The organism is Glycomyces arizonensis DSM 44726, assembly GCF_000482705.1.
Lineage (GTDB): Bacteria > Actinomycetota > Actinomycetes > Mycobacteriales > Micromonosporaceae > Glycomyces > Glycomyces arizonensis.
Genome location: NZ_AXWO01000020.1, coordinates 73,682 through 96,428, shown reverse-complemented (window position 1 = coordinate 96,428; position 22,747 = coordinate 73,682). Strand labels below are relative to the sequence as shown.

Annotated in this window: 19 protein-coding genes; 8 read left to right on the top strand and 11 right to left on the bottom strand. The window is 70.2% G+C overall.

The window, feature by feature from the left end; translation table 11 throughout:
* Positions 1-171: 171 nt before the first annotated feature.
* Positions 172-747, bottom strand: coding sequence for a GNAT family N-acetyltransferase (locus tag H613_RS30155; protein WP_169732006.1), 576 nt, complete (start codon positions 745-747; stop codon positions 172-174).
* 226 nt (positions 748-973) lie between these two features.
* Here H613_RS30155 and H613_RS0114965 point away from each other — a divergent pair, with 226 nt between their 5' ends.
* Together H613_RS0114965 and H613_RS0114960 are read left to right on the top strand one after the other, a co-directional pair.
* Positions 974-1,591 (top strand): hypothetical protein, encoded by a 618-nt coding sequence (locus H613_RS0114965; RefSeq protein ID WP_245598569.1) that lies wholly within the window; start codon positions 974-976, stop codon positions 1,589-1,591.
* Between the two features lie 57 nt (positions 1,592-1,648).
* Positions 1,649-2,059: a hypothetical protein gene (locus tag H613_RS0114960; protein ID WP_156926053.1), complete on the top strand. Its 411-nt coding sequence runs from the start codon at positions 1,649-1,651 to the stop codon at positions 2,057-2,059.
* Positions 2,060-2,263: 204 nt separating this feature from the next.
* Here the strand turns inward: H613_RS0114960 and H613_RS0114955 are convergent, their stop codons facing one another.
* Both H613_RS0114955 and H613_RS26740 read right to left on the bottom strand, forming a co-directional pair.
* A complete protein-coding gene (locus H613_RS0114955; protein WP_026924448.1) occupies positions 2,264-3,226 on the bottom strand; it encodes a D-alanine--D-alanine ligase family protein in 963 nt (320 codons plus the stop codon).
* Positions 3,223-4,470 carry an aminotransferase class I/II-fold pyridoxal phosphate-dependent enzyme gene (locus tag H613_RS26740; RefSeq protein WP_035738210.1) on the bottom strand — a complete coding sequence of 416 codons (1,248 nt, stop codon included), beginning with the start codon at positions 4,468-4,470 and terminating at the stop codon, positions 3,223-3,225. The genes H613_RS0114955 and H613_RS26740 overlap by 4 nt, the downstream gene beginning before the upstream one ends.
* A gap of 227 nt (positions 4,471-4,697) precedes the next feature.
* On the opposite strand from H613_RS26740, the gene H613_RS26735 reads away from it, so the two are divergent.
* Entirely contained in the window at positions 4,698-5,384 is a 687-nt protein-coding gene (locus H613_RS26735; RefSeq protein ID WP_084546645.1) for a GNAT family N-acetyltransferase, read from the top strand.
* A 321-nt stretch (positions 5,385-5,705) separates the two neighbouring features.
* Here H613_RS26735 and trxA read toward each other — a convergent pair whose 3' ends face one another.
* The 6 genes from trxA to murJ all read right to left on the bottom strand — a co-directional run bounded on the left by trxA (position 5,706) and on the right by murJ (position 12,114).
* Complete coding sequence (gene trxA, locus H613_RS0114940) at positions 5,706-6,020, bottom strand: thioredoxin (RefSeq protein ID WP_026924447.1); 315 nt, start codon at positions 6,018-6,020, stop codon at positions 5,706-5,708.
* Positions 6,021-6,057: 37 nt separating this feature from the next.
* Positions 6,058-6,990: a thioredoxin-disulfide reductase gene (gene trxB / locus H613_RS0114935; RefSeq protein ID WP_026924446.1), complete on the bottom strand. Its 933-nt coding sequence runs from the start codon at positions 6,988-6,990 to the stop codon at positions 6,058-6,060.
* Positions 6,991-7,155: 165 nt separating this feature from the next.
* Positions 7,156-7,926 (bottom strand): hypothetical protein, encoded by a 771-nt coding sequence (locus tag H613_RS30150; RefSeq protein ID WP_084546644.1) that lies wholly within the window; start codon positions 7,924-7,926, stop codon positions 7,156-7,158.
* Positions 7,923-8,666, bottom strand: coding sequence for an RNA polymerase sigma factor SigM (gene sigM / locus H613_RS26730; RefSeq protein ID WP_084546643.1), 744 nt, complete (start codon positions 8,664-8,666; stop codon positions 7,923-7,925). The genes H613_RS30150 and sigM overlap by 4 nt, the downstream gene beginning before the upstream one ends.
* A gap of 6 nt (positions 8,667-8,672) precedes the next feature.
* Positions 8,673-10,184 (bottom strand): protein kinase family protein, encoded by a 1,512-nt coding sequence (locus H613_RS26725; protein WP_084546642.1) that lies wholly within the window; start codon positions 10,182-10,184, stop codon positions 8,673-8,675.
* A gap of 130 nt (positions 10,185-10,314) precedes the next feature.
* Positions 10,315-12,114, bottom strand: coding sequence for a murein biosynthesis integral membrane protein MurJ (gene murJ / locus H613_RS0114920; protein ID WP_169732005.1), 1,800 nt, complete (start codon positions 12,112-12,114; stop codon positions 10,315-10,317).
* Between the two features lie 30 nt (positions 12,115-12,144).
* Here murJ and H613_RS0114915 point away from each other — a divergent pair, with 30 nt between their 5' ends.
* On the top strand, positions 12,145-13,569 hold the full coding sequence (locus H613_RS0114915; RefSeq protein WP_026924444.1) for a CCA tRNA nucleotidyltransferase: 1,425 nt from the start codon (positions 12,145-12,147) through the stop codon (positions 13,567-13,569).
* Here the strand turns inward: H613_RS0114915 and H613_RS26720 are convergent.
* Both H613_RS26720 and H613_RS0114905 read right to left on the bottom strand, forming a co-directional pair.
* The gene (locus H613_RS26720) at positions 13,460-14,983 is read right to left on the bottom strand and encodes a glycosyltransferase family 87 protein (RefSeq protein WP_169732004.1); all 1,524 of its coding nucleotides are present in this window, start codon (positions 14,981-14,983) and stop codon (positions 13,460-13,462) included. The genes H613_RS0114915 and H613_RS26720 overlap by 110 nt on opposite strands.
* Before the next feature lie 56 nt (positions 14,984-15,039).
* A complete protein-coding gene (locus tag H613_RS0114905) occupies positions 15,040-18,267 on the bottom strand; it encodes a transglycosylase domain-containing protein (protein WP_026924443.1) in 3,228 nt (1,075 codons plus the stop codon).
* A gap of 447 nt (positions 18,268-18,714) precedes the next feature.
* Here H613_RS0114905 and H613_RS26715 point away from each other — a divergent pair, with 447 nt between their 5' ends.
* From H613_RS26715 to H613_RS30940, 4 genes are all read left to right on the top strand, one after another.
* Positions 18,715-19,383, top strand: a complete 669-nt coding sequence (locus H613_RS26715; RefSeq protein WP_084546639.1) for a PadR family transcriptional regulator — start codon at positions 18,715-18,717, stop codon at positions 19,381-19,383.
* Positions 19,376-20,446 carry an inositol-3-phosphate synthase gene (locus H613_RS0114895; RefSeq protein WP_026924442.1) on the top strand — a complete coding sequence of 357 codons (1,071 nt, stop codon included), beginning with the start codon at positions 19,376-19,378 and terminating at the stop codon, positions 20,444-20,446. The genes H613_RS26715 and H613_RS0114895 overlap by 8 nt, the downstream gene beginning before the upstream one ends.
* Before the next feature lie 81 nt (positions 20,447-20,527).
* Positions 20,528-21,880 (top strand): MFS transporter, encoded by a 1,353-nt coding sequence (locus H613_RS30945; protein ID WP_051393373.1) that lies wholly within the window; start codon positions 20,528-20,530, stop codon positions 21,878-21,880.
* Positions 21,835-22,746: a peptidylprolyl isomerase gene (locus tag H613_RS30940; protein ID WP_035738209.1), complete on the top strand. Its 912-nt coding sequence runs from the start codon at positions 21,835-21,837 to the stop codon at positions 22,744-22,746. Before H613_RS30945 ends, H613_RS30940 begins: the two co-directional genes overlap by 46 nt.
* The last annotated feature ends 1 nt before the right edge of the window (position 22,747 follow it).

Sequence of the window (22,747 nt, the reverse complement as noted above, 5' to 3'; positions counted from 1 at the left end):
GCGCGGGTGCGCGGGTGCGCGGGTGCGCGGGTGCGCGGGTGCGCGGGTGCGCGGGTGCGCGGGTGCGCGGGTGCGCGGGTGCGCGCTCCTCTTACAGCATGAGTGCGGGGCGATGTTTCACGTGAAACATCGCCCCGCACTCGTTCGTGTTCGTGGTCCCGCCGCTGCGGGCTAGTTCAGTTCGCGCCACATGATGATGTCGTCGCGGTAATCGTCGTCCGCCACGCGCACCGCGCGCGGCAACCTGCCGACCTCCGTGAAGCCGTGCCGCCGGTAGAACGCGTCGGCACCGGTCCCCGAGCGGACCTTCAGGCTCAGCGCCTCCAGCTTGAGTTCCTCGCGTGCCACTCGGTCGACCGCTGCGAGGAGCTTCCCGCCAAGGCCGCTGCCCTGGCGCTCCGGATCGACCTGAACGTGGCGGATGGTGCGCCATCCCTGCCTCGGCGGGCTGTCGTTTGATGTGAGAACACACCAAGCGACAATGGCGGCTCCTTCCTTTAGAGCGACCAGCGTGTCAGTCTGGTCGATCACTCGCGCGAGAATGGAAACGGTGTGAGGGCGAACCTCTTCGATGCTCACCGGCGGGACGAACCCGACGGAACCGCCGGCGTTCGTGACCCGTACCCAGAAATGGCTGAGTTCATCGACGAGCGCGGCGGTGACCGGCGGATCCACCAGGACCGAGATGTCGTCACCCTTGACAGGCGACGCCTCTGGCGTGGAACTATCAGTCACTGTTGCTTGCACGCCTACCAGCTTGCCCTAAGCCCGCACCCCGTCGACAGCCCCTTCCCGCCATATGGGCGCACGTCACTATCGGACACGAATCGACGCCTCTGACCAGGATGTCCATCCTTCGGACCCAATGTGGGGAAGTAGGGGGCCGCCTCGCGGCGGGCAATGGTTCGCAAGCTTCGCCAAGAGGTGGATTCCGGTGCTTTCCCGGCTCGCACCGATGCGGTACCTTTCGGGTGTGGCATCAGCGAGTACCCCCGGCCAAAGTCCCCAGCCAACACACGCGAATCCCCACCGGCAGCAGCGGAAACAGCATGCGAGCGGAGCCCGGCCGGACCTGCCCGCCTTCGTCGACTGGCCGGCGTTCCCCTTCGAGGGAGACATACGCCTCAAATCACTTCAGGACCCGGTCGGCGCCGAGCCGCCCCGCCGCGGCGACCGCCAGGAGCAGTGCGCGGCCTGCCATACGCCCGACAGTGCCTATCTCTGGACTGACGAGCGCTGGCGTCTCAAGAGCCCACCCGCGCCCAGCGGCCTCCCGGTCGTGGTGATCCTCGAACCCCGCGCGCACCTGGACTTGGGCGATCTCTCGACGATGCACGCCGCCGAACTCGGGGTGCTCACCGTGCGGTTGGAACGGGCCATCCGCTCCCTGGAGTCGGTGGCGCAGGTCCACGTGAACCGCTGGGGCGACGGCACCGCGCATCTCCAGCAGTGGTTCCTCGCCCGCCCCAAGGGCTACCTTCAGCTCCGCGGCCCGTTCATGACCATGTGGGACGAGATCCTGCCGCCGGTCGAAGAGCACGAGTGGCGGATGAACCTGGAGTACATCGCCGCCTGGCTCGCCGACGACTGACGCCGGGCGGACGCCTCGGTGAGCGCCTCGTAGAGAACCTTGTTGAGAGTGCGTTGTTTGAGTGCGTTGTTTGAGTGCCTTGCTGAACGCATTGTTGAGGGAATTGCTGAGGGAATTGCTGAGCGCGACCGCGCGGCCATGGCCGATCAGGCCGGACTTCCCCCTGGCGGCCACCCTCTGCTCGCATCGGGTGCCGCCTCGCCCGCTCGGCGCCCTCTCGGCCGCCACGCCGCCACCTCGCGCTCCAGAATCGGCTTCCGATCGCTGACCCTGTACCTCTCTGCTTTCATCCAGGTGGCCGCTCTCATCCAGGAGGCGGCGCTTCGCTGCTTCACCGAGATGGAGTGGCGCCAGCAGGTCGAGCGGAGCTGCGAGCGCGCTTGCGCGCTCGCAGCTCCGAAACACTACCTTGTCATACGCGCGACGTACACTTCAGACAAGGGATCCCCCGAGGGGACAAATCAGTAAATATCCGCTTTCACGTTCGGCGCCATGCGGAAGGCAGCCGGTTTCCCGTTGCTGCTCGGCGTTGTCGGGTCGGCATTGCGGGCGCGCCTTGGCGGAGGTGTCCGCAGTGTGGATGTTTCACGTGAAACATCGCGCCCACGCGTGCAGGCCCGCACCTCCAGCAGTGCCGTTTCGCCACACCGTTTCCGCTCGCACCCGCGCGGTTCAGGCCCGTGCTCGGGCCAGCCGCACCATCTTCGCGAGCGTCTCTCCGAAGTCCAGCCCCGCCGCCTCGATCGCCATCGGCAGCAGCGAGGTCTCGGTGGTCCCCGGTGCCACGTTCGCCTCGAGTACCTGGATGCCGCCCGCGTCGTCCACCATGAGGTCGACTCGCGACATGTCGCGCAGCCCGAGCGTCTCGTGCACCGACACCGCGATGTCGGCGACGCGAGCGGCCACGTCCTCGTCGATGTCGGCCGGGACCGTCCACCGCGTCGCCCCCGGGTTGTACCGGGCCGCGTAGTCGTAATCGCCGTGCAGCGGCGTGATCTCCACCGGCGGCAGCGCCGTCGGCCCGTCCCCGAAGTCGACGACGCCGACCGCGATGTCGCGGCCCTCGACGAACGACTCGACGAGCGCCTCGTCGCTGTAGGAGAAGCAGCCCATCATCGCCGACGGGAAGTCGTCCTCCTTGTGGACCGCGTGCACGCCGAGCCCCGAGCCGCCCGAGTTGGGCTTGACGACCAGCGGCAGCCCCATCTTGGTGGCGATCCGGTCCAGCAGCTTGCGCGCCCCGAAGTCCGAGAACGCCTGCCTCGGCATCGTCGCCCAGTCCGGCGTCGGGACGCCGACGCTCCGCAGGAGGTCCTTGGCGGTCGACTTGTTCCACGCGCGCCGGGCGCCGACGGCGCCGGTGCCCACGAACGGGATGTCCGACAACTCCAGTACGCCGCGCAGCGAGCCGTCCTCGCCCGGGGCTCCGTGCACCAGCGGCAGCACGACATCGGGCGGGAACTCCTGGAGCGCCGGGAGCAGCTCGCCGTCGAGGTCGCGGATGTCGCAGGCCATGCCCTGGCGCTGAAGCGCCGCGGCGGCCCGGCGGCCGGACTTCAGCGAGACCTCGTGCTCGTAGGACATGCCTCCGGCGAGGATCAGGACGCGGACGTCCGCTGCTGCGCTCTCGCTCATGCCCCGCCTCCCGCGAAGGTGTCGCGGAGTTCGATGTCCCCGGCGACGACGCCCGCCAGGCGGCGCACGCCCTCGCGGATCGACTCGGACGACTGGGTGGAGAAGTTCAATCGCATCTGCCGACGGCCGTTCCCGTCGGCGTAGAAGCCGGTGCCCGGGACGTAGGCGACGCGCTCCTGGAGCGCGCGTGGGAGCATCGCCTTGGAGTCGAGGCCCTCGGGGAGCGTGGCCCACACGAACAGGCCGCCGCCCGGGTGCGTCCAGCTCATGCCCTCGGGCATGTAGTCGGTGAGCGCCGACAGCAGCGCGTCGCGGCGGTCGCGGTAGAGCGTGGTGAAGACCTTGACCTGCTGGCGCCACTCCATCTCGGTGAAGAAGCGGAGCGCGGCCTCCTGGATGAGGGCCGAGGGGCACAGGATCGACGCCTCGACGGCCAACAGCAGCTTGTCGCGCACGGCGGGCGGCGCGAGGACCCAGCCGAGCCGCAGACCCGCGGCGAAGATCTTGGAGACGGTGCCGAGGTAGATGATGCCGCGCTCGGCGCGCGCCCGCAGCGGCGCCGGGGGCGCCTCCTCGAACGAGATCATGCTGTACGGGTCGTCTTCGATGATGAGCAGTCCGTGGCGTTCGGCGATCGCGAGGATGCGCTCGCGCCGCTCGTCGGTGAGCGTGACGCCCGCCGGGTTCTGGTACGTCGGGATCGTGTACAGGAACTTCGCGCGGCGCCCCTCGCGTTCGAGCTCGGCGAGCGCGGTCTCGAGCCCCTCGGGGACGAGGCCGTCGTCGTCCATCGGCAGGTGCCGGACGTCGGCCTGCGCGGCCTGGAAGACGCCGAGCGCGCCGACGTAGGTGGGCCCTTCGGCGAGCACGATGTCGCCGGGGTCGAGGAAGGTGCGGGCGAGCAGGTCGAGGCCCTGCTGGGCGCCGTTGGTGAGGACGAGGTCGTCGGCCGAGGCGTGGACGCCCGACAGCTCCATGACGTTGCACAGTGCGGTGCGGAGGGTGGTGCTGCCCTGGCCGGGGCAGTAGCTGAGGGCCTCGGCGCCCTTCTGTTCGAGCAGGCGCGTGAACATCTCGCCGAGCTCGTCCATGGGGAGCGCGGCGGTGTAGGGGTTGCCGCCTGCGAGGGAGACGACCTCGGGGCGGTTGGCCACCGAGAACAGTGCGCGGATCTCCGACTGTGCCATCCCGTGAACCCGGGATGCGTACCGACCGGTGTAATCGTCGAGCGTTGTACCGGACACGCGGAGACCTCCTTCAAGGGCCTTCACCGCCCGCCGACGTCGCCTGCGGGCGTTCAGTCTGTTGTGCGCGTTGCATGTGTGACGGGGATCGGCCGATGCCCGCGCCCGAAGCGCTGATGACCACCCTACGGGGCCGAGACGCCGATCGGCCCACTCTACTAGCACACGCCACGAGGGACGTGCGTGTTTTCCATCATGCGGACACCCGCGCGACGTAATCTGTTCTGGTGCATCGTCGCATGGTCAATCTCACGCTCGATTCCCTGGAAGCCGTTCCGGGCCGGTGCCGCTCCTGCGTGTTCTGGGAGCTGTCGCCGCTGTGCGCGGATTCGGGTGAGGTGGGCGATCCGGGCCTGGAGAAGGAGGCCTGGGTGTCGCAGACGCTGCTGGAGTGGGGCGGATGCGGCCGGATCGCCTACGAGGGCGAGCGCGTCGCGGGTTTCATCACGTACGCGTCGCCGAAGTTCGTGCCGAGGTCGGTGGAGTTCCCGTCGGGTCCGGTGTCGCCGGACGCGGCGCTGCTGATGACGGCCTATGTCAAGCCGGCGTACAGCGGGACCGGGCTCGGCCGCCAGCTCGTGCAGGCCGTGGCCTCGGACATGGCGCGCCGGGGCGTCTACGCGCTCGAGGCGTTCGGGGACGCGCGCGCCGAGTCGAACGCGTGCCTGGTGCCGGCGGACTTCTACCGCTCGGTCGGGTTCAAGACGGTGCGGGCGGATCCGCGCTATCCGCGGCTGCGCCTGGAGCTGCGCCCGGTGACCGGGCGGGACTCGGAGGCCTCGGAGCCGGCGGAGCTGCCCGAGCCGGTGGAGTGGTTCGAGCTCGACGACTTCGAGCTGGAGCAGTTCTTCGACGAGCCGAACATCATCCGGCCGCGCTCGGACCGGCCGGGCGTCCGCCGCCTCGGCAGGTAACGATCCTATAAGATATAAGATATAAGATATAGAGTATAGGGTCGGAGTGAAGGCGTTGCGCAGTGCGTTCGCCTACGCGGATGCGGTGGCGCGGGGCCGGGTGCGGTCCCGGTCTGCTCGGTGGTGTCGCGGGCCGCGTTCTGATCTCGGCGGCGGAGCCGGTGGCGGATGGGGTTCGGGCGGGGCGCCGTTCGCGCGGGCGGCTTGCGATCGCATGGTCGGAATCCGTCACGGCGTGCGTCTGCCGCTGAGGGCCATGCTTCCGAAGACGTCGCGGAGGGGGCGGCGCGAATGCGCCGCCCCCTCCGGTGTGCGTCGGGCCTACTTCGCCAGGAACCGCTTGATGGCGGCCTTCGGCTGGGCGCCGATGAGCTGGTCGGCGGGCTGGCCGTCCTTGAACAGGATCATGGTCGGCACGCTCATCACCTGGAACTTCCGGGTGATCTCCGGGTTCGCGTCGGTGTCCAGCTTGCGGATCTCGAACGCGTCCGACTCGGCGGCGAGCTCCTCCAGGACCGGGGCGACCTTCTTGCAAGGGCCGCACCATTCGGCCCAGAAGTCGACCAGGACCGGCTTGTCGGAGTCGAGCACCTCGGTCTGGAAGTCGGCGTCGCTGACTGCTTTGATGGCGCCCATGGGCATCCTCCTGTTGTTCGGGTAGTTACGGCGGGGACTAGTCGTTGAGGCCGGCGATGAAGCGCTCGGCGTCGAGCGCGGCGGCGCAGCCGGTTCCGGCGGCGGTGACGGCCTGCTGGTAGGTGTGGTCGACGAGGTCGCCCGCGGCGAAGACCCCTTCGAGGTTCGTGCGCGTCGACGGGGCGTCGACCTTGACGTACCCGGAGTCGTCCAGCTCCACCTGGCCCTTGAGCAGCTCCGAGCGCGGGTCGTGGCCGATCGCGATGAACAGGCCGGTCACCGGCAGCTCGCGCCGCTCGCCGGTGGTGGTGTCGGAGACCTCGACGCCCGAGACCTTGCCGCCCTCGCCGAGGATCTTGTCGACCACGGTGTTCCACGCGACGTCGATCTTCGGGTTGGCGAGCGCCCGCTCGGCCATGATCTTGGAGGCGCGGAAGGCGTCCCGGCGGTGCAGGATCGTCACCTTCGAGGCGAACTTGGTCAGGAACGTCGCCTCCTCCATCGCCGAGTCGCCGCCGCCGACGACGGCGATGTGCTGGTCGCGGAAGAAGAAGCCGTCGCAGGTGGCGCACGCGGAGACGCCGCGGCCCATCAGCTCGCTCTCGCCGGGGACGTTCAGCGGCCGGTACGCCGAACCCGTGGCGAGGATGACCGAGCGTGCCCGATACTCGTCCTCGCCGACCCACACCTTCTTGACCTCGCCGGTGAGGTCGACCTTGGTGACGTCGTCGGCGACCAGCTCGGCGCCGAAGCGCTCGGCCTGCTTGCGCCACTGGTCCATCAGCTCGGGGCCCATGATGCCGTCGGGGAAGCCGGGGTAGTTCTCGACCTCGGTCGTCTGCATGAGCGCGCCGCCGAACTGGAAGCCCTCGAAGACCAGCGGGCGCATGTCGGCGCGGGCCGTGTACAGCGCGGCCGTGTAGCCGGCCGGCCCCGAGCCGATGATGATGACGTTGCGTATTTCGCTCACCGGAATGTGCTCCTCAGCGGTGTTTCGGCGGTCCCCGCGGCGGGCCTGGAGGCTCGCGGCGAGGCTGACAGCTTCAACGCCATCCTATTGACCAGAAATTCCGCGGCACCGACCTGTGGTGGGCGTGTGACAGGCGAATACGTCCGGCGTGGGGAGTCTCACTCCTCAGCCCTGGACGAACAGCTCCTCGATGATCCCGTCCGCGCACGCGGGGGTGACGGCGACGGCGGTCTCGCTCGACTCCGACACCAGCAGGGCGAGCACCGCCGGCTGGGATTCGAAGCGTGCGAAGTCGACCGCGACGATCAGGCTGCCGTACCGCTCGGCGAGCGCCTCCTGGCACCTCTCCCACAGCGTGCCGCCCGCGGCCAGGCCGTTCAGCTGGGGCGGGACCGCCGCGTCGGGGCTGTCGCCGTTCAGCTCCTGCAGGGCGGTCAGCAGGTCGCTCTGCGCGGTGTAGTCGGCGCCGGTCGCGAACGTCTCCACGCTGCTGGTCTCGCCGTCGCCCTGCGGGGCCTCGGCTTGGGTCTCCTCTTCCTCGGCCGCGAAGTCGTCCCCCTCCGGCGTGGCGGCGGCGTCCTCGGACGAGCCCTCGTCGAAGGCGCTGTCCGGTTCCTGCTCGGCGGACACCCCCGCGCCGCCGTCCCCGCCGGTGGAGGTGGAGACGAACTGGACCGCGGCGGCCACCGCCCCGACGGTCACGATCAGCGCGGCCGTGGCGCTCACCAGGGCGTAGCGGACGCGCCGCGCGCGCAGCCACTCGATCCAGCCCGGGGAGGTCCGCCGCTCTCCGGCGTGGAGGGTGTCGGCGGCCGGCAGCTGCTCGAGCACCCGGTCGAGTCGGTCGGCCACGTCCCGCGGGAGGTCGTCGTATTCGGCCGAAGCGGCGCGCAGCAGCGCACCGGCCTCGTGCTCGTCGTCGCGTCGAGCGCTCATGGGCGGCCTCCCTCCTCTCGGACCGGTCCGTGGTCGCTGGTTGTACCTGGTTCGACGCCCCGCTGATCGGGCGGGTTCCCGCCCGGCCCCGGTGGCGCCGGTGACGCCGGGTCGAGTTCGGGGAGCCTGGCGGCCAGGCGCTTGCGCGCCCTGGAGGCGCGGGACTTGACGGTGCCGGGCCGGACCTTCAGGATCGCCGCGACCTCCTCGACCGGGTAGCCCAGCATGTCGATGTAGACCAGCACGGCCCGCTGGTCGAACGGCAGCTCGGCCAGGGCCCGGCGGACGGTGAGCTTCAGCGCCGAGGAAGCCGGGTCGCCCTCGCCGCTCGAGCGGAGGTCGGTCTCGGGCAGCGGCACGGTCGGCCGCCGCCGGGCCGAGCGGATCCGGTCGAGGCAGGCGTTGACGACGATCCGGTGCAACCACGTGGTGACCGCCGCGTTCCCGCGGAACGACCCGGCGGCCTGGTAGGCCTTGATCATGGCGTCCTGCAGCGCCTCGGCGGCGTCGTCGGGGTCGGCGAGCGTGCGCACCGCGACCGCCCACAGCCGCCCGCGGTGGCGGCGGAACAGCTCCCCGAACGCGTCCCGGTTCCCGGCGATGTGGCGCGCGAGCAGCTCGGCGTCGCTCCATTCCTCTGAGGGCCGGGCCTCCGACGGGCGCGCCTCGGCGCCGCGGCTCGGAGCGGCGTCTGGGCCGGTGGGCGAACCGCGTTCGGGCGGGCGCGGGGCGGGGGGCATGGGTTCCTACCGGATGAAGACGTTGATTTCGCTGACCGTGACCTTGAAGCCGCCGGACGACGGCGGCAGGTTCGTGAACCACACCACGACGTACCTGGTGGCCTCCCCGTCGGCCCGCAGCTCGATGTTGGTGTCGGCGTCCTCCACCTGATCGGCGAGCGTCGTGAACGAGTCGACGATCTGCTGGTCGCCGTCGCTGGAGTCGCCGGGGTCCTCGTCCCCGGCGAGCAGGCCGACCGTCGCCCCGGCGCTGGTCATCTGCACGCGCACCGAGGCGACCTCCTGCGGCTCGCCGAGGTCGATGAGGATGCCCATGCCGGGCTTCATGTCGCCGAAGGCGGCGGCGTTGTAGGTGTCGGTGGACCAGCCGGTGGAGGCGGAGCCGTCGATGACGTTCTCGGTGCCCTCCAGCTCGGTGCGGTTCCCCGGCGGCGGGTCGACGATGCGCAGGTCGTCATCGCTCAGCTCGGCCTCGGTGGGCGCGGCGACCTCGGTCTCCTCCTCGTCGGAGGGCTCGGCCGAGGAGCTGGCGTCCTCGCCGGTCAGGCCGAGGGAGTTCTCGTTCGGGTCGTCCTCGCCGCCGCCCCAGACGAGGGCGCTGGTGACCACGCCCGCGAAGACGACCGCGGCGGCGATCGCGGCGATGACGGCCAGGCGCTTCATGCCGATCGGCGGCGCGGCGGGCTTGGACGACGACCCGGCGCCGAGCGCCTCCAGCGGACCCCGCGGCGAGACGCGCGTGCGGTCGTCGCCCGCCGGCGCGGTGCCGCCGGACTCGGCGAGCGAGCGCAGCTCGATCGCGAGCTCGGCGGCCGAGGGCGGGGCCTCGGCGGCGTCGAGCAGGTTGCCGGTGAGGCGCGAGAGCGGTTCGGGGACGGTCTCGACGACGGCGTGCGCGTCGAGCGTGCGGCCCCACTCGTCGACGGGCGCGTCCGGCAGGCCGGTGTCCTCGGTGGGGACGACGCGCGGCCAGGTGCCGGTCAGGCAGGCGTAGAGGGTCGCGCCGAGCGCGCGGACGTCGCCCACGGGCGTGTGGCCCGGCTCGTTGCGCGGCTCGGTGACCATGACCCGGTCGTCCTCGGACAGCAGTATCGTGCCCGGATGCAGGTCGCCGTGGGTGACGCCGCCGTCGTGGAGGGCGGCGACCGCGTCGGCGACCGAGGCGACCAGTTCGAGCGCGTGGGAGGGGGCGAGGGGCCGGTGCTCCAGCACGCCGCGCAGGGACGAGCCGTTGACCCATTCCCTGACGACGTAGGCGAACCGGCCCTCGTCGACCGCGTCGTAGACGTCCACCATCGAGTCGACGTGGGCCCGCGAGGCGGCCACGGCGGCGGTCATGGTGGGGGCGGCGTCGTCGCCGCCGGGAGAGCGCAGCACCACGGCGACACTGCGGTGCAGGAGCACGTCCACGCCCCGCCACAGCTGGCGGTGGCCGTTCGCGCCCCCGACGTGTTCTTCGAGGCGGTACCGTTCCGCGAGCAGGTCTCCCACGGACGGCACGTCGACAGCAGAACTCATGGTGCGGGGTCCTCCCCTCTCAATGCGACCCGCCGAGCGGACCGTGCCAGCGTATGGCGTTCACCACCTGGCCATCCGCAGATCCGGCTGACCGAGGAGCAGTCGGGCACACGTATGGATGGTACTTGGCTCATCGTCGCAGCTTTGCGCGCACTGTGGCCTTGAGCGACGACATCTCAGTGACCCGCAATACCATGCACGCGACGATGTAGACGGCTATCAGCGCCATGCCCAGGACCGCGGCCGCCGCCAGCTGGCCGAGCTTCGCCTCGGTCCCCTCGCCGGCGACGTCAGGCCAGGCGAGCCAGCCGAGCCAGGCGGCGACGCCCGCGATGGCCGCCGCGGTGGTGGTGCGCACCAGGCCGAGCGCGACCTTGCGCATCCCCAGCAGGCCGAGGCGCTTGCGCAGCAGCGACATCGACAGCAGCAGACTGACCAGGTAGGAGACGCCGTTCGCGGCGAACAGGCCGACCACGACCCACTCCAAGGGCAGCAGCGCGAACGCCAGCAGGTAGCCGCCGATGCGGATCGCGATCACCGGCAGGTTGAACAAGGCAACTGTTCTTGTGTCGGTCTGCGCGTAGAACGCGTAGATCTGGAGCTGGCTCACCGAGAACGGCATCAGGATCACGCCGACCACCGCGAGCGCGGTGCCGGTGGCCAGCGCCTGCTCGGGGTCGTAGGCGCCCCACTGGAAGACGGCCAGGCCGATCGGCTCGTGCAGCGCGATGAACGCCGCGCTGATCGGCACCAGCAGGAACGAGGCCATGCGGACGCCGCCGGAGAGGTGCCCGGTGAGGTCCGACCAGTGCTTGTCGTCGGCCGCGCGCGTCATGCGCGGCATGAGCGCGGTGATGACCGAGACCGCGACGATGCCGTGCGCCATCATCATCATCAGGTAGGCGTTGTTGTAGACGGTCGTGCCGGGCACGAACGGCCCGTCCGCCTCGGCGTTCCCGGCGGCGGCGTTGGCGATCTTGACCACGGCCATGACCGCGACCTGGTTGGCCGCCACGAACAAGAGCGTCCAGGCGGCCAGGCGGCGGATCTCCGCCATCGGCAGCGCCCCGAAGTCGAACCGCAGGCGCCAACGGAACCCGGCCCGGCGCAGCGCGGGGGCCAGGAACAGGACCTGGATGACCACGCCCGCGGTCGTGCCGCCGCCGAGCAGCAGCAGCATCCCGGTGGTGACCTGGTCGGCCTCCATGAACAGGAAGTCGTTCGCGTCGGGGACGGCGTCCCGCGTGTAGACCAGGAAGAAGACCGCGCCGACGCCGATGACGACGAGGTTGTTGATGATCGGCACCCACATGGGCGCGCCGAAGTGCTCGCGCGAGTTGAGCACGCCCGAGAGGATCGCGAACAGGCCGTAGAACATGAGCGCGGGCAGCATGAGGTACGACAGCTGTGTGACCAGGTCCTGCTGGACCGGTTCGGCCATGGCCGCGGCGATGAGCGGCGCGGCGAGGGTGACGACGAGCGCGGCGGCGCCGAGCACGAGGAGCGCGAGGGTGAGCAGGCGGTGCGCGAAGGCGTCGCCGCCGTCGGGGTCGTTCTTGTGGGCCTTGACGAACAGCGGCAGGATGATGCTCGCGAACACGCCGCCGAGGACGAGCTCGTAGATCATCTGGGGGAAGTACTGGGCCGTGGTGTAGGAGTTGCCCAGGAGCCCGGCGCCGATGGCCGCCGAGATGACGACGGTGCGCCCGAAGCCGGTGACGCGGCTGACGAGCGAGCCCGCGCCCATGAGGAGGCTGGAGCGGGCCAGGTTCTTGCCGCGCCCGCCGGTGGGCGGCACCGGTTCGGCCGACGGGCCGAGGCCCGGTCCGGCGCTGGAGTTGGCCGTGCGGTAGACGGGGGTGATGGGCGAGCGCGGGCCGGCAGGCGGAGGCTGGGGGCCGTTACTCGGTCTCGCTCTACTTTCGGCCATTCTCCCTCTCTCCGCTAAGCTTGCCCGGCGATGTCTGACAACACTAGCGGTACCGAAATCACCGTCCCGCCCATAGCCGACGACTTGGGCCGGGTCTTCGCCGACGCCGGTTTCGAGCTGCATCTGGTCGGCGGATCGGTGCGGGACGCGGTCCTGCGCAGGCCGACCAACGACCTCGATTTCACCACCGACGCGCGCCCGGAGGACACCGAGCGCCTGCTGCGCCGAGCGTGCTCGGCGGTGTGGACCACGGGCGCGGCCTTCGGGACCATCGGCGGCCGGTTCCACGGGCACCAGGTGGAGGTGACGACGTTCCGCGCCGACGCCTACGACCGCGTCAGCCGCAACCCGATCGTCCGCTACGGCGACAACCTCGTCGACGACCTGGAGCGGCGCGACTTCACCGTCAACGCGATGGCCGTCAGCGTCCCCGGCCACGACTTCTGCGACCCGTTCGGCGGAATCGGCGACTTGGCGCGGCGCACGCTCCGCACCCCGGCGAGCCCGGAGTCGTCGTTCGCCGACGACCCGCTGCGGATGCTGCGGGCCGCGCGCTTCGCCGCGCAGCTGGACTTCGCGATCGACCCCGGCACGCGCTCGGCGATGACCGACATGGCCGCCGAACTGGGCCGCATCACCGCCGAACGCATCCGCGACGAGTTCGTCAAACTGCTGTCCGCGCCCGACCCGGTGGTGGGCCTCAGGGCGCTGGTGGACACCGGCCTGGCCGACCACTTCCTGCCCGAGCTGCCCGCGCTGCGCATGGAGATCGACGAGCACGCCCAGCACAAGGACGTCTACGAGCATTCGCTCCGGGTGCTGCGCAACGCCGTCGACCTCGAAGAGGACGGCCCGGACGTGACCCTGCGCCTGGCGGCGCTGCTGCACGACATCGGCAAGCCCGAGACCAAGGGCGTCACCGCGGGGGGCAACGTGACCTTCCACCACCACGACGTGGTGGGCGCGCGGCTGGCGCGCTCCCGCATGCGCGCGCTCAAGTTCCCCAAGTCCGACGTGCAGGCCGTGTCGCTCCTGATCGCGCTGCACCTGCGGTTCTACGGCTACGGGCAGGCGGGCTGGACCGACTCGGCGGTGCGCCGCTACGTCACCGACGCCGGTCCCGAGCTGGAGCGGCTCAACAAGCTGGTGCGCTCGGACTGCACCACCCGCAACCGGCGCAAGGCCGAGCGCCTCCAGCGCGACTACGACGCGTTCGAGGAGCGGATCGCCCGGATCCGCGCCGAGGAGGACCTGCGCGCGGTCCGGCCCGACCTGGACGGCAACGCGATCATGGAGCTGCTCGGCCTGCCGCCCGGCCCGGAGGTCGGGCGGGCCTGGAAGCACCTCAAGGAGCTGCGGCTGGAGCGGGGTCCCCTGCCTCGCGAGGAGGCTGAGTCGGCACTGCTCGACTGGGCCGCGGCCGAAGGCCTCGCACCACGTCGCGACGAGGGTTGAGGATCTCGCCGATCACCAGCGCGCACATGGCCGCGACGGTCAGCCAGCGCGCCGAGGCGGCGGCGAGGAAGACCCACTCGGGGAAGCCGCGCCCCTCCTCGGCCGAGACCTGGAGCATCTTGCCGTAGAACGAGATGAAGTAGAACAGCTCGGCGGCCTGCCACACCAGGAACATGCCCCACTTGGGGCGCGCGAGGACGGCCAGGGGGATGAGCCACAGCACGTACTGCTGGGACCAGACCTTGCCGAACAGCAGGAACGCGGCCAGCACGAGGAAGCACAGCTGCGCCAGGCGCGGCACCACGTCTTCATCGGCTCTCGGCGAAGCTTGCGAGCCGTCGATCGGCACAGCGGCGCTCCGGTGGGCCGAGTAGCCGAGGGCGGCGATGCCGAGGCAGGCCAGCGCGAACAGGACGAGGTAGGCGTCGTTGACGAACTCGTGGTCCCACAGCTTGTCCCAGCCGGTGACGCCGCGCACCACGTACCAGCCGGTGCCCCAGTCGACGGGGCGCTCGGAGTTGAGCTCGAAGAACCGCTTCCACGAGTCGGGCCACAGCGCCGCGACCGGCGCGTTGATCGCGGCCCACGTGAGCGCGGCGGTGGCGGTGGCACTCAGCGCGGGCATGAGCCGCTTCTGACGCAGGGCGAGCACGAGCAGCGGCCCGACGAACAGCAGGGCGTAGAACTTGGCGGCCACGGCCAGACCGAGGAACAGCCCGGCCGCGATGGGCCGGCTCCGCTGCCAGTACAGGAAGAACGGCATCGACAGCGCGACGGCGAACAGGTCCCAGTTGACCGTGGCGGTCACGAGCACGACCGGCGCGGCCGCCAGCATCATCGCGTCCCACGGGCGGCTGGGCCGCTCCGGCGCGTCGACCGGACCTGACAGGTCGGTGCGGCGGTTGTCCCGGCGGATCGCGTACAGGACCGCGATGGCCGCGATGCCGCAGGCGAAGAGCGTGACCGCGTTGAGGTGGTAGAAGATCGTGCCGCCCTCGATGCCGGTGACGTTCCCGGCGCGGAAGGCGATCTGGCCGAGCAGGCCCATGAACCAGCCGGTCAGGACGGGGTACTCGACGGGGTGGTCGCGGTAGGGCACGGCGCCCTCGTTGAGGCGCTCGACGCCCCACAGCGCGCGGATGTCGGTGTAGCAGCCGTGCGTGTACTGGCCCCAGTCGGCCGGGAAGCCCGCCGAGCAGGGGTACTTCTGGAGCCAGGAGACCGCGAAGAACAGCAGGCCGATGAACAGGACGGCCCGCAGCGGGGTCCAGAAGCGGCGCTTGGGCGGGTTGACGGCGTGGTCGCCGAGCGGACCGCCGATGAACCCCGAGACGAGGCGCACGAAGCGGTCGGAGAGCGAGGGCGCCACTGGCGCGGCTTCGCGGTCAGTGCCCTGGGAACGTGACGACGGCATGGCACACATTGTGTCCCATGCCGCCGTCAGCTGGTCCTCACGGTCGGGGCGGGCGGTTACACGCCGTCGGGATTGTCCGGTTCGGTGGAGGTCTCGTCGCCGCCCGGATCGGGGGGCGTCGTCTCGTCGCCGCCGGGACAACCGAAGAACGAGCAGTCGTCGCCGCCGTCATCGCTGGTCTCGTCGCCGCTCGGCGTGGTGGTCTCGTCGCCGGTCGGCTCGCCGCCCGTATCGCCGCCACCGTCGTCTTCGCCGCCGCCCTCTTCACCGCAGTTCTCGTCGTTGCCGCCGCCGTTGTTGCCGTCGTCGCCCTCGCCGCACTGCTCGTCGTCGTCCTCGGTGGTGCCGCAGCGCGAGTCCTCATCGCCGTACTCCGCGCAGTAGGCGCTGTTGGCGTCGATGGTGTCGTCCTCGTTGAGGATGTCGTCGACGATCATCGTGCCGTAGTCCATCTTGGGGCCCCACTCGGCCTTGTCGTAGCCCTTCACCTCGATGGCGGCCCGCATGAACTGGTTCCACACCGGTTCGGACAACGTCGCACCGTAGGTGTTGCCGGTGCCGCCGTCCTTGTTGAGCAGCGGGGCCGACTCGGAGTAGGCGTTGCCCACCCACGAGGAGACGCTCAGCTGCGGGATGGCGCCGTTGTACCAGGTGTGCGCGTTGCCCTCGTACTTGCCGGTGGCCTCCCAGGTTCCGGTCTTACCGGTGAAGTCGCGGTCGAGCGGCTCGGAGGAGCCGTCGATCTCGGAGCCGACCCACTGGAGGTCGCGCGCGACCTCGTCGGGGATGGCGTCGATCTCCTGGAGCTCGCGCGTGGGCTCGACCAGCTCGCCGTTCTTGTAGACCTCCTTGACGAAGTGCGTCTCGACGTGCGTACCGTCGTTGGCGATGGTGGCGTAGACGGCGGCCATGTCGCGCACGGTGGACGGGTACTGGCCGAAGCCGATCTGGTAGTCGGCGGGGGCGCGCGGGCTGGAGAGGTCGAGCGGCGCCCACTCCATCTCGCCGCTCTCCGAGGAGGCGATCTCGTCGATCGTGGTAGTCATGGGCGCGTTGTAGTCGATGTTGCCCTGGTCGTCGGTGACCCAGCCGTCCGCGGTCTCGATGGCGCCGGTGCGGCTGTAGGAGATCGATTCGTCGTCCTCGATCCGGAAGTGGTAGGTGACGGCGGTGCCGTTCTCGTTGAAGGTCATCTGGGTGATGCCCATTTTGACGGCGTTGGCGAGGACCGTGGTGGCCCCGTACCGGTCGGCGATCGCGTACATCGGGGTGTTCAGCGACTTCCGCAGCGCCGTGGTGAGCGTGACGTCGTGGTTGGACTCCGTCATGCCGTGGTTGGTGATCGCCTCTTTATCCTGGCCCTTGAGCGATTCGAACTCGCGCGGGGAGCTGCCGTCCCACCACGATTCGACCGAGGCGTTGCCTTCGAGCATGGCGGTGGCGGCGGTGATCATCTTGAACGTCGAGGACGGCGGGTGGGGGTTCTCCTCGCCGGCCTTGTCGACGGCGAGGCCGTTGTCCCCGCCGTAGTAGGCGAGCACCTCGCCGGTCGCCGGGTCGACGGCCACCAGGGAGCTGGCCAGGGACAGGTTCTGGTCGTAGAGCGCGGCCTCTTCGTTGGAGTTCTCGAACTCGTAGAAGCCGTCGTCGTTGACGTACACCTCGGCGTCGGCGCGATCCGTGACGATCTCGCCCTCCTCGTTGAGGAAGTTCCCGTCGTCGTCGGTTATGACCTTGAGCTGGCCGCGGCTGGCGGTCTGCACCGCCACGTCCTGGAGCTCCTTGTCGATGGTGGTCACGACCTCGTAGCCGCCGGTGCCCGGCTCGTCGCCGTAGAACTCGGCCTGCGAGAGGCCGTAGCGGCTTTCGAGCTCGTCCCAGATGTAGCCGTCGATGGGGTTGGTGATGAACCCGGTGGGGGTGTCGTGGCCCCAGGAGCCGCGGCTCTCGAATTCCTTGGTCGGCACCGGCATCTCGGCGGCGTCGCGGTCGGACTGGCTGATGTAGCCCTCTTCGGCCATGGCGTCCATGACGTAGGTCCACCGCGTCTTGGTGGCGTCCTCGTCGTAGTAGTCGGTGTAGTACGGGTCGTAGTAGCCGTTGGGGGACTTCACCTGCATGATGACGTAGGCGGCCTGGGCGGGGGTCAGCTCGGCGACCGGCACGTCGAAGTACAGCTCCGAGGCCGCCGCCACGCCGTAGGCGCCGCGGCCGAAGTAGGCCATGTCGAGGTAGAAGGTGATGATCTCGTCCTTGGAGTACTCCTGCTCCAGCTTCATCGCCATGACGGCCTCTTTGGCCTTGCGGCCGTATGAGATGTCGTCGCGGATGCCGGCGACGATGCCGGCCAGCTGCTGGGTGATGGTCGAGGCGCCCTGGGTGCTGCCGCCGGTGACGTTGTTGACCAGCGCGCGCATGGTGCCGACGTAGTCGACGCCGCTGTGCTTGTAGAACTTGCGGTCCTCCGAGGCGATCAGCGCGTTCTTGACCGTCTCGGGCATCTTGTCGGGGTCTTCGACCTGGAGGCTGTAGGACTCGCCGTAGGCGGCGACCTGGGTCTCCCCGTCGGCGTAGTAGATGGCGGTGGGCTCGCCGTTCTGGCGGAGGTCCTCCAGGGGCGGCACCTTCTGGTAGAACCAGGTGCCGACGACGGTGGCGGCGGCGACGAACAGCACGGCGACGGCGATGAGCCCGGCGTAGATCTTGCGGCGGCGGCGCTTCTTCTTGAGCTTGCGCTGCCCTTCGAGGTCGTCCTTGTCGAGCGGGCCGTCGGGGCCGCCGCGTCCGGCGCGGCGCTTGCCGGCGACCGTCGCGCGTCCGGTGCCGCCCGAGGCGGGGCTGACGGGTTGGGCGCTGCTGACCGAAGCGGAGCCGACGGACGCCGAGCCGACCGAAGCGGAGCCGGAGGCGCCGCCTACCGAGGCGCGGCCGGTGCCGCCCGCACCGCCCACGGAGGCGCTGCCCGAGGCCCCGCCGACCGAGGCCCGTCCGGAGCCGCCGCCGACCGAGGCGCTGCCCGAGGCGCGGCCCACCGAGGCGCTGCCGGAGGCCGGGCCGCCGTAGGAGCCGGGCCGGGGCGCGGCGCTGCCGCCGTACGAGCCGGTGCCGGGGTGCGAGTCGCCGCCCCAGCCGTAGTCGCCGTTGCTCGGCGGATTGTTCGAGGCGCTGCCGTAGGAGCGGTTGCGCGGGGAGGCGCTCCCGTAGGCGCCGCCCGAATGCCCGGCGTCGCCGAAGGACCGTTCGTCCTCTGGGGGCGGGTCCGAACGATAACCGTAGTCGCTCATGCTCAACCATCCACGTGTCGCTGTGCCGACCTATGGCCGCGGATTCGCCCGCAGGCGTGCGCGAGCCGTACGTCGGTCTCGCCTCAGTGCGCTCCCGGCGTTGGGGGATTGCCCGGTCGCAGCGGCTTTTCTCGATCGGCGGTCGCACGGCCCGGTGCCGCCGAACCGCAGCTTTGGGGACTGCGGGCGGGCGGCGCCGGTGCGGCGACCTCGGTCGCCTCGCAGTTTCGCACACCGAATCTGAGAGGACGCTGCTAGATCGATTAATCGTGCCGAGCTTATCGGATGCGGGCCACGCCGCACAGGGTCGAAGGCTCGGGGTTGACGTGATTTCGGCCCGGGGTTATGGTGTGTGCAGATGTATCGGTGCGATACATCGCAACGTCAGATCGAAGCGCGATGTCGGATCAGCGGCATCGCGCACCGCCGGAAGGGAAAGGGGGACCGATGCTCGAGCTGGCCATTCTCGGACTGCTCCACGAATCCCCCATGCACGGCTACGAGCTGCGGAAACGTCTGCTCTCTCTTCTGGGGGCGATCAGGGCGGCCTTCAGTTACGGCTCCCTCTACCCCACCCTCAAGCGCATGCGTCAGCGCGGACTCATCGCCGAGGAGGCGCCGGGCGGAGGCACGGTCGCGAACACTGCCGAGAAACCGCTGCTCAAAGGGCGCCGGGCCCGCAAGGTCTACCGGCTCACGCCCGAGGGCAAGGAGCACTTCGCGCAGCTCATGGCCGACGCCGGCCCCGAATCCGCCGGCGAGGACCTCTTCGGGGTGCACTTCGCGTTCTTCTCCCGTACCGACCCGGCGACGAGGCTCCGCATCCTCGAAGCCCGCCGCCGCCGGGTGGAAGAGCGCCGCGAGCGCATCCGCGAGGCCCTCGCCCGCACCGCCGAGCGGCTCGACACCTACGGGCTCGAGCTCCAGCGGCACGGACTCGAGACCGCCGAACGGGAGGTGCGCTGGCTCAACGAGCTCATCGCCACCGAGCAGAGCCACGCCCCTCGGCGAAGTGACTTCGGCGACCGGCTCGCCGACCCGGGGCGGTCCGTTCGGGCCGCCGCGGAGGATGAAGAACCAAGTAAACAAGATGAAGGAGGCATGCGCGATGGGTAAACTACGCGTTGCCATTGTCGGCGTGGGAAACTGCGCTTCGTCGCTCGTCCAGGGTGTGGAGTACTACCGCGACGCCGCCGTCGACGACCGGGTCCCCGGTCTGATGCACGTGCAGTTCGGCGACTACCACATTCGCGACATCGAGTTCGTCGCCGCGTTCGACGTCGACGCCAAGAAGGTGGGACAGGATCTCTCCAGCGCCATCAACGCCTCGGAGAACAACACGATCCAGTTCGCCGAGGTGCCGCCGACCAGCGTGACGGTCCAGCGCGGACCGACGCTCGACGGCCTTGGCCAGTACTACGACGAGATGGTGAGCGAGTCGTCCGAGCAGCCCGTCGACGTGGCCGCCGCGCTCCGTGAGGCGCAGGCCGACGTCGTCGTCTGCTACCTGCCGGTCGGCTCCGAGGAGGCGGCGAAGTTCTACGCCCAGGCCTCCATCGACGCGGGTTGCGCCTTCGTCAACGCCCTCCCGGTGTTCATCGCCTCCGACCCCGAATGGGCCCAGAAGTTCGTCGACGCCGGGCTCCCGATCGTCGGCGACGACATCAAGTCCCAGGTCGGCGCCACCATCGTCCACCGCGTGCTCGCCAAGCTGTTCGAAGACCGCGGCGTCCGCCTCGACCGGACCTACCAGCTGAACTTCGGCGGCAACATGGACTTCATGAACATGCTGGAGCGCACCCGCCTGGTCTCCAAGAAGATCTCCAAGACCCAGTCGGTCACCTCGCAGATCCCCCACGAGATGCGCGGCGCCGACGTCCACATCGGCCCCTCGGACCACGTCCCGTGGCTGACCGACCGCAAGTGGGCCTACATCCGCCTCGAAGGCACCACCTTCGGCGACGTGCCGCTCAACGCCGAGCTCAAGCTCGAGGTGTGGGACTCGCCGAACTCGGCCGGCGTCATCATCGACGCCGTCCGCGCCGCCAAGATCGCCAAGGACCGCGGCCACGGCGGCCCGGTGCTGAGCGCGTCGAGCTACTTCATGAAGTCCCCGCCGAAGCAGTTCTCCGACGAGGAGGCCCGCGTGTCGGTGGAGCGCTTCATCGAAGGCAAGTGACACCCGGAGGGAGACCTCGCGGCTCGCGCGCTTCGCGATTTGCGGGTCTCCCTTCCCCGTCTCCGGAGTTATCCTCAGACAATGCGCACCGACGGGCACGTTCGGATCCTCGCGGCGAACCGCCGCTTCCGAAGGCTCCTGGCCGTCCGGCTGACCTCGCAGGCCGCCGACGGCATGTTCCAGGCATCGCTCGCGCTCAGCGTCTTCTTCAACCCCGACCTCATCGGCGGGAACACCGACCCCTTCCACTACGCCGCCGCCGTGGCCCTCCTCCTCGGCCCCTACTCGCTGCTCGGGCCGTACGTCGGCGTCGTCCTCGACCGGTTCAGCCGCCGGGGCCTCATCGCCGGGGCCAACGTCCTGCGCGCCGCGCTCGTCGTCGTCATCGCCGTCACCATCCAGACCGGCCTGGACTGGACGTGGGTGCTGTGCGCGATGGTGGTCCTGGCCGCCAACCGCTTCGTCCTCGCCGGGCTCGGCGCCGCCCACCCGCACGTCGTCGAGCAGCCGCAGCTGGTCACCGCCAACTCCCTGGCCTCGACGCTCGGCGCGCTCGCCTACGGCCTCGGCCTGGCCACCACCGGCGTCGCCAAGCTCATCGACTCCGACATCTCGTACTCGATGCTCGCCCTCGCCGCCGGATGCCTCTACCTCGTCTCGGCCGCGAGCGTCTCGGCCGCGTTCAAGCGCGACGGCCTCGGACCCGACCGCGAATACGCCGGGGCCGCGGGCCTGTGGGCGGGCATCGCCGCCACCACCGCCGGCATGGTCGAAGGGTGCAGGCATCTGAGCAGGCGCCGGGGACCGGCCCTGGTCATGGCCGTCCAGGGCCTCCACCGCTTCCTGTACGGGATCGTGTTCATCATCGCGATCGCCCTGTTCATGGGCTTCTTCTGGGACCTCGAATCCGACCCGGCCCGGACCACCACGATCACCTGGCTCCTCGTGCTCGCCATCCTCGGCAACCTCGGCGTCCTGACCGCCGCCATCGTCACCCCGAGGGCCACGCGCGCGTGGGGCCCGAAGAACTGGGTCGTCGTCCTCATCGCCCTGTGCGCCGTGGTCGTCGCCGCCCTCGCCGGGACCATGCGGCCGGTCATGTTCGCCGTCGCCGTGCTCTTGGTCAACATCGCCTCGCAAGGGATCAAAATCACCGTCGACACGAGCCTCCAGCGCGGCGTCGAGGACGCCTACCGCGGCCGCGTCTTCAGTCTCAACGACACCATCTACAACGTCGGTTACCTCGCGGGCCTCTTCGCCGCCGCGTTCGTCGTCCCCGCCGACGGCTACGCGCCCGGCACGCTCGTGGGCGTCGCGATCTCCTATGGGGTGGTGTGCGTCGGATATGCGTACCTGGCGCGAGACGACGCACCGTACGATTCACAGGCATGGAGCCCAGCGGCACCCGAGCCGAGACCGAGCACGAGCCAGTAGCCGCCAACCCGTTCAGCGGCACGCCGCCGTGGCAGCGCCGAGGTGGATGGAGGCGCGGCCTGGCCGGGCTCGGCGCGCTCGTCCTCACCGCCGGATCGATCGTCGGCGTCTCCTGGCTCGCCTTCCACGACGGCGGCGGCGACGAAGGCGAGGCCGGTGAGGTCATCTACGAGCGGTGCCAGGTCACCGAGGCCGACGACGCCGAACCCGTCGTCGATCCGCCGAAACTCGGCACGCCCGCCGACCGCACGATCGTGACCATAGAGACCAGTCGCGGCAACCTCGACGTCATGCTCTGGGGCGACCTCGCCCCCTGCGGCGTCGCGGCGTTCCTGCACCTGGCCGAGGTCGGCTTCTACGAGGGCCACGACTGCGACCGGCTCACCACCCAGGAGGTCTCGCCGGCGGCGATCCTCCACTGCGGCAGCCCCGGCGCCGAGCCCGAAACCGACGACACGTACGGCCCCGGCTGGCGCTACCAGGCCGAGGTCGGCATGGAAGGCGTCGACGTCCAGGACGCCCTCGCGCTGGTCACCGACGATGCCGGGAAGGCCGGCAGCGCCTTCGTCCTCATCCGCGGGCAGGCCGTCCCCACCGCGGGGGTCAGCATCATCGGCGGCATCGTCGACGGCTACGAGGTCCTCGACGAGATCGCGGCCCTGCCCGACACGCTCGAATACGACGGCGAGCCGCCGGAGCCGGTCACGGTCTACTCCATCACCGTCGTCGAGGAATCGGACGTGCCCACCGTCGACGACACCGTGCCGCCCAGCGCGAGCCAGACGCCCGCGGCACCAGAGCAGACGAGCGGCGAGGCCGTCACCGAGCCGCCCGTCCCCGAAGAGGACGGCACGGCCATCAGGTGAC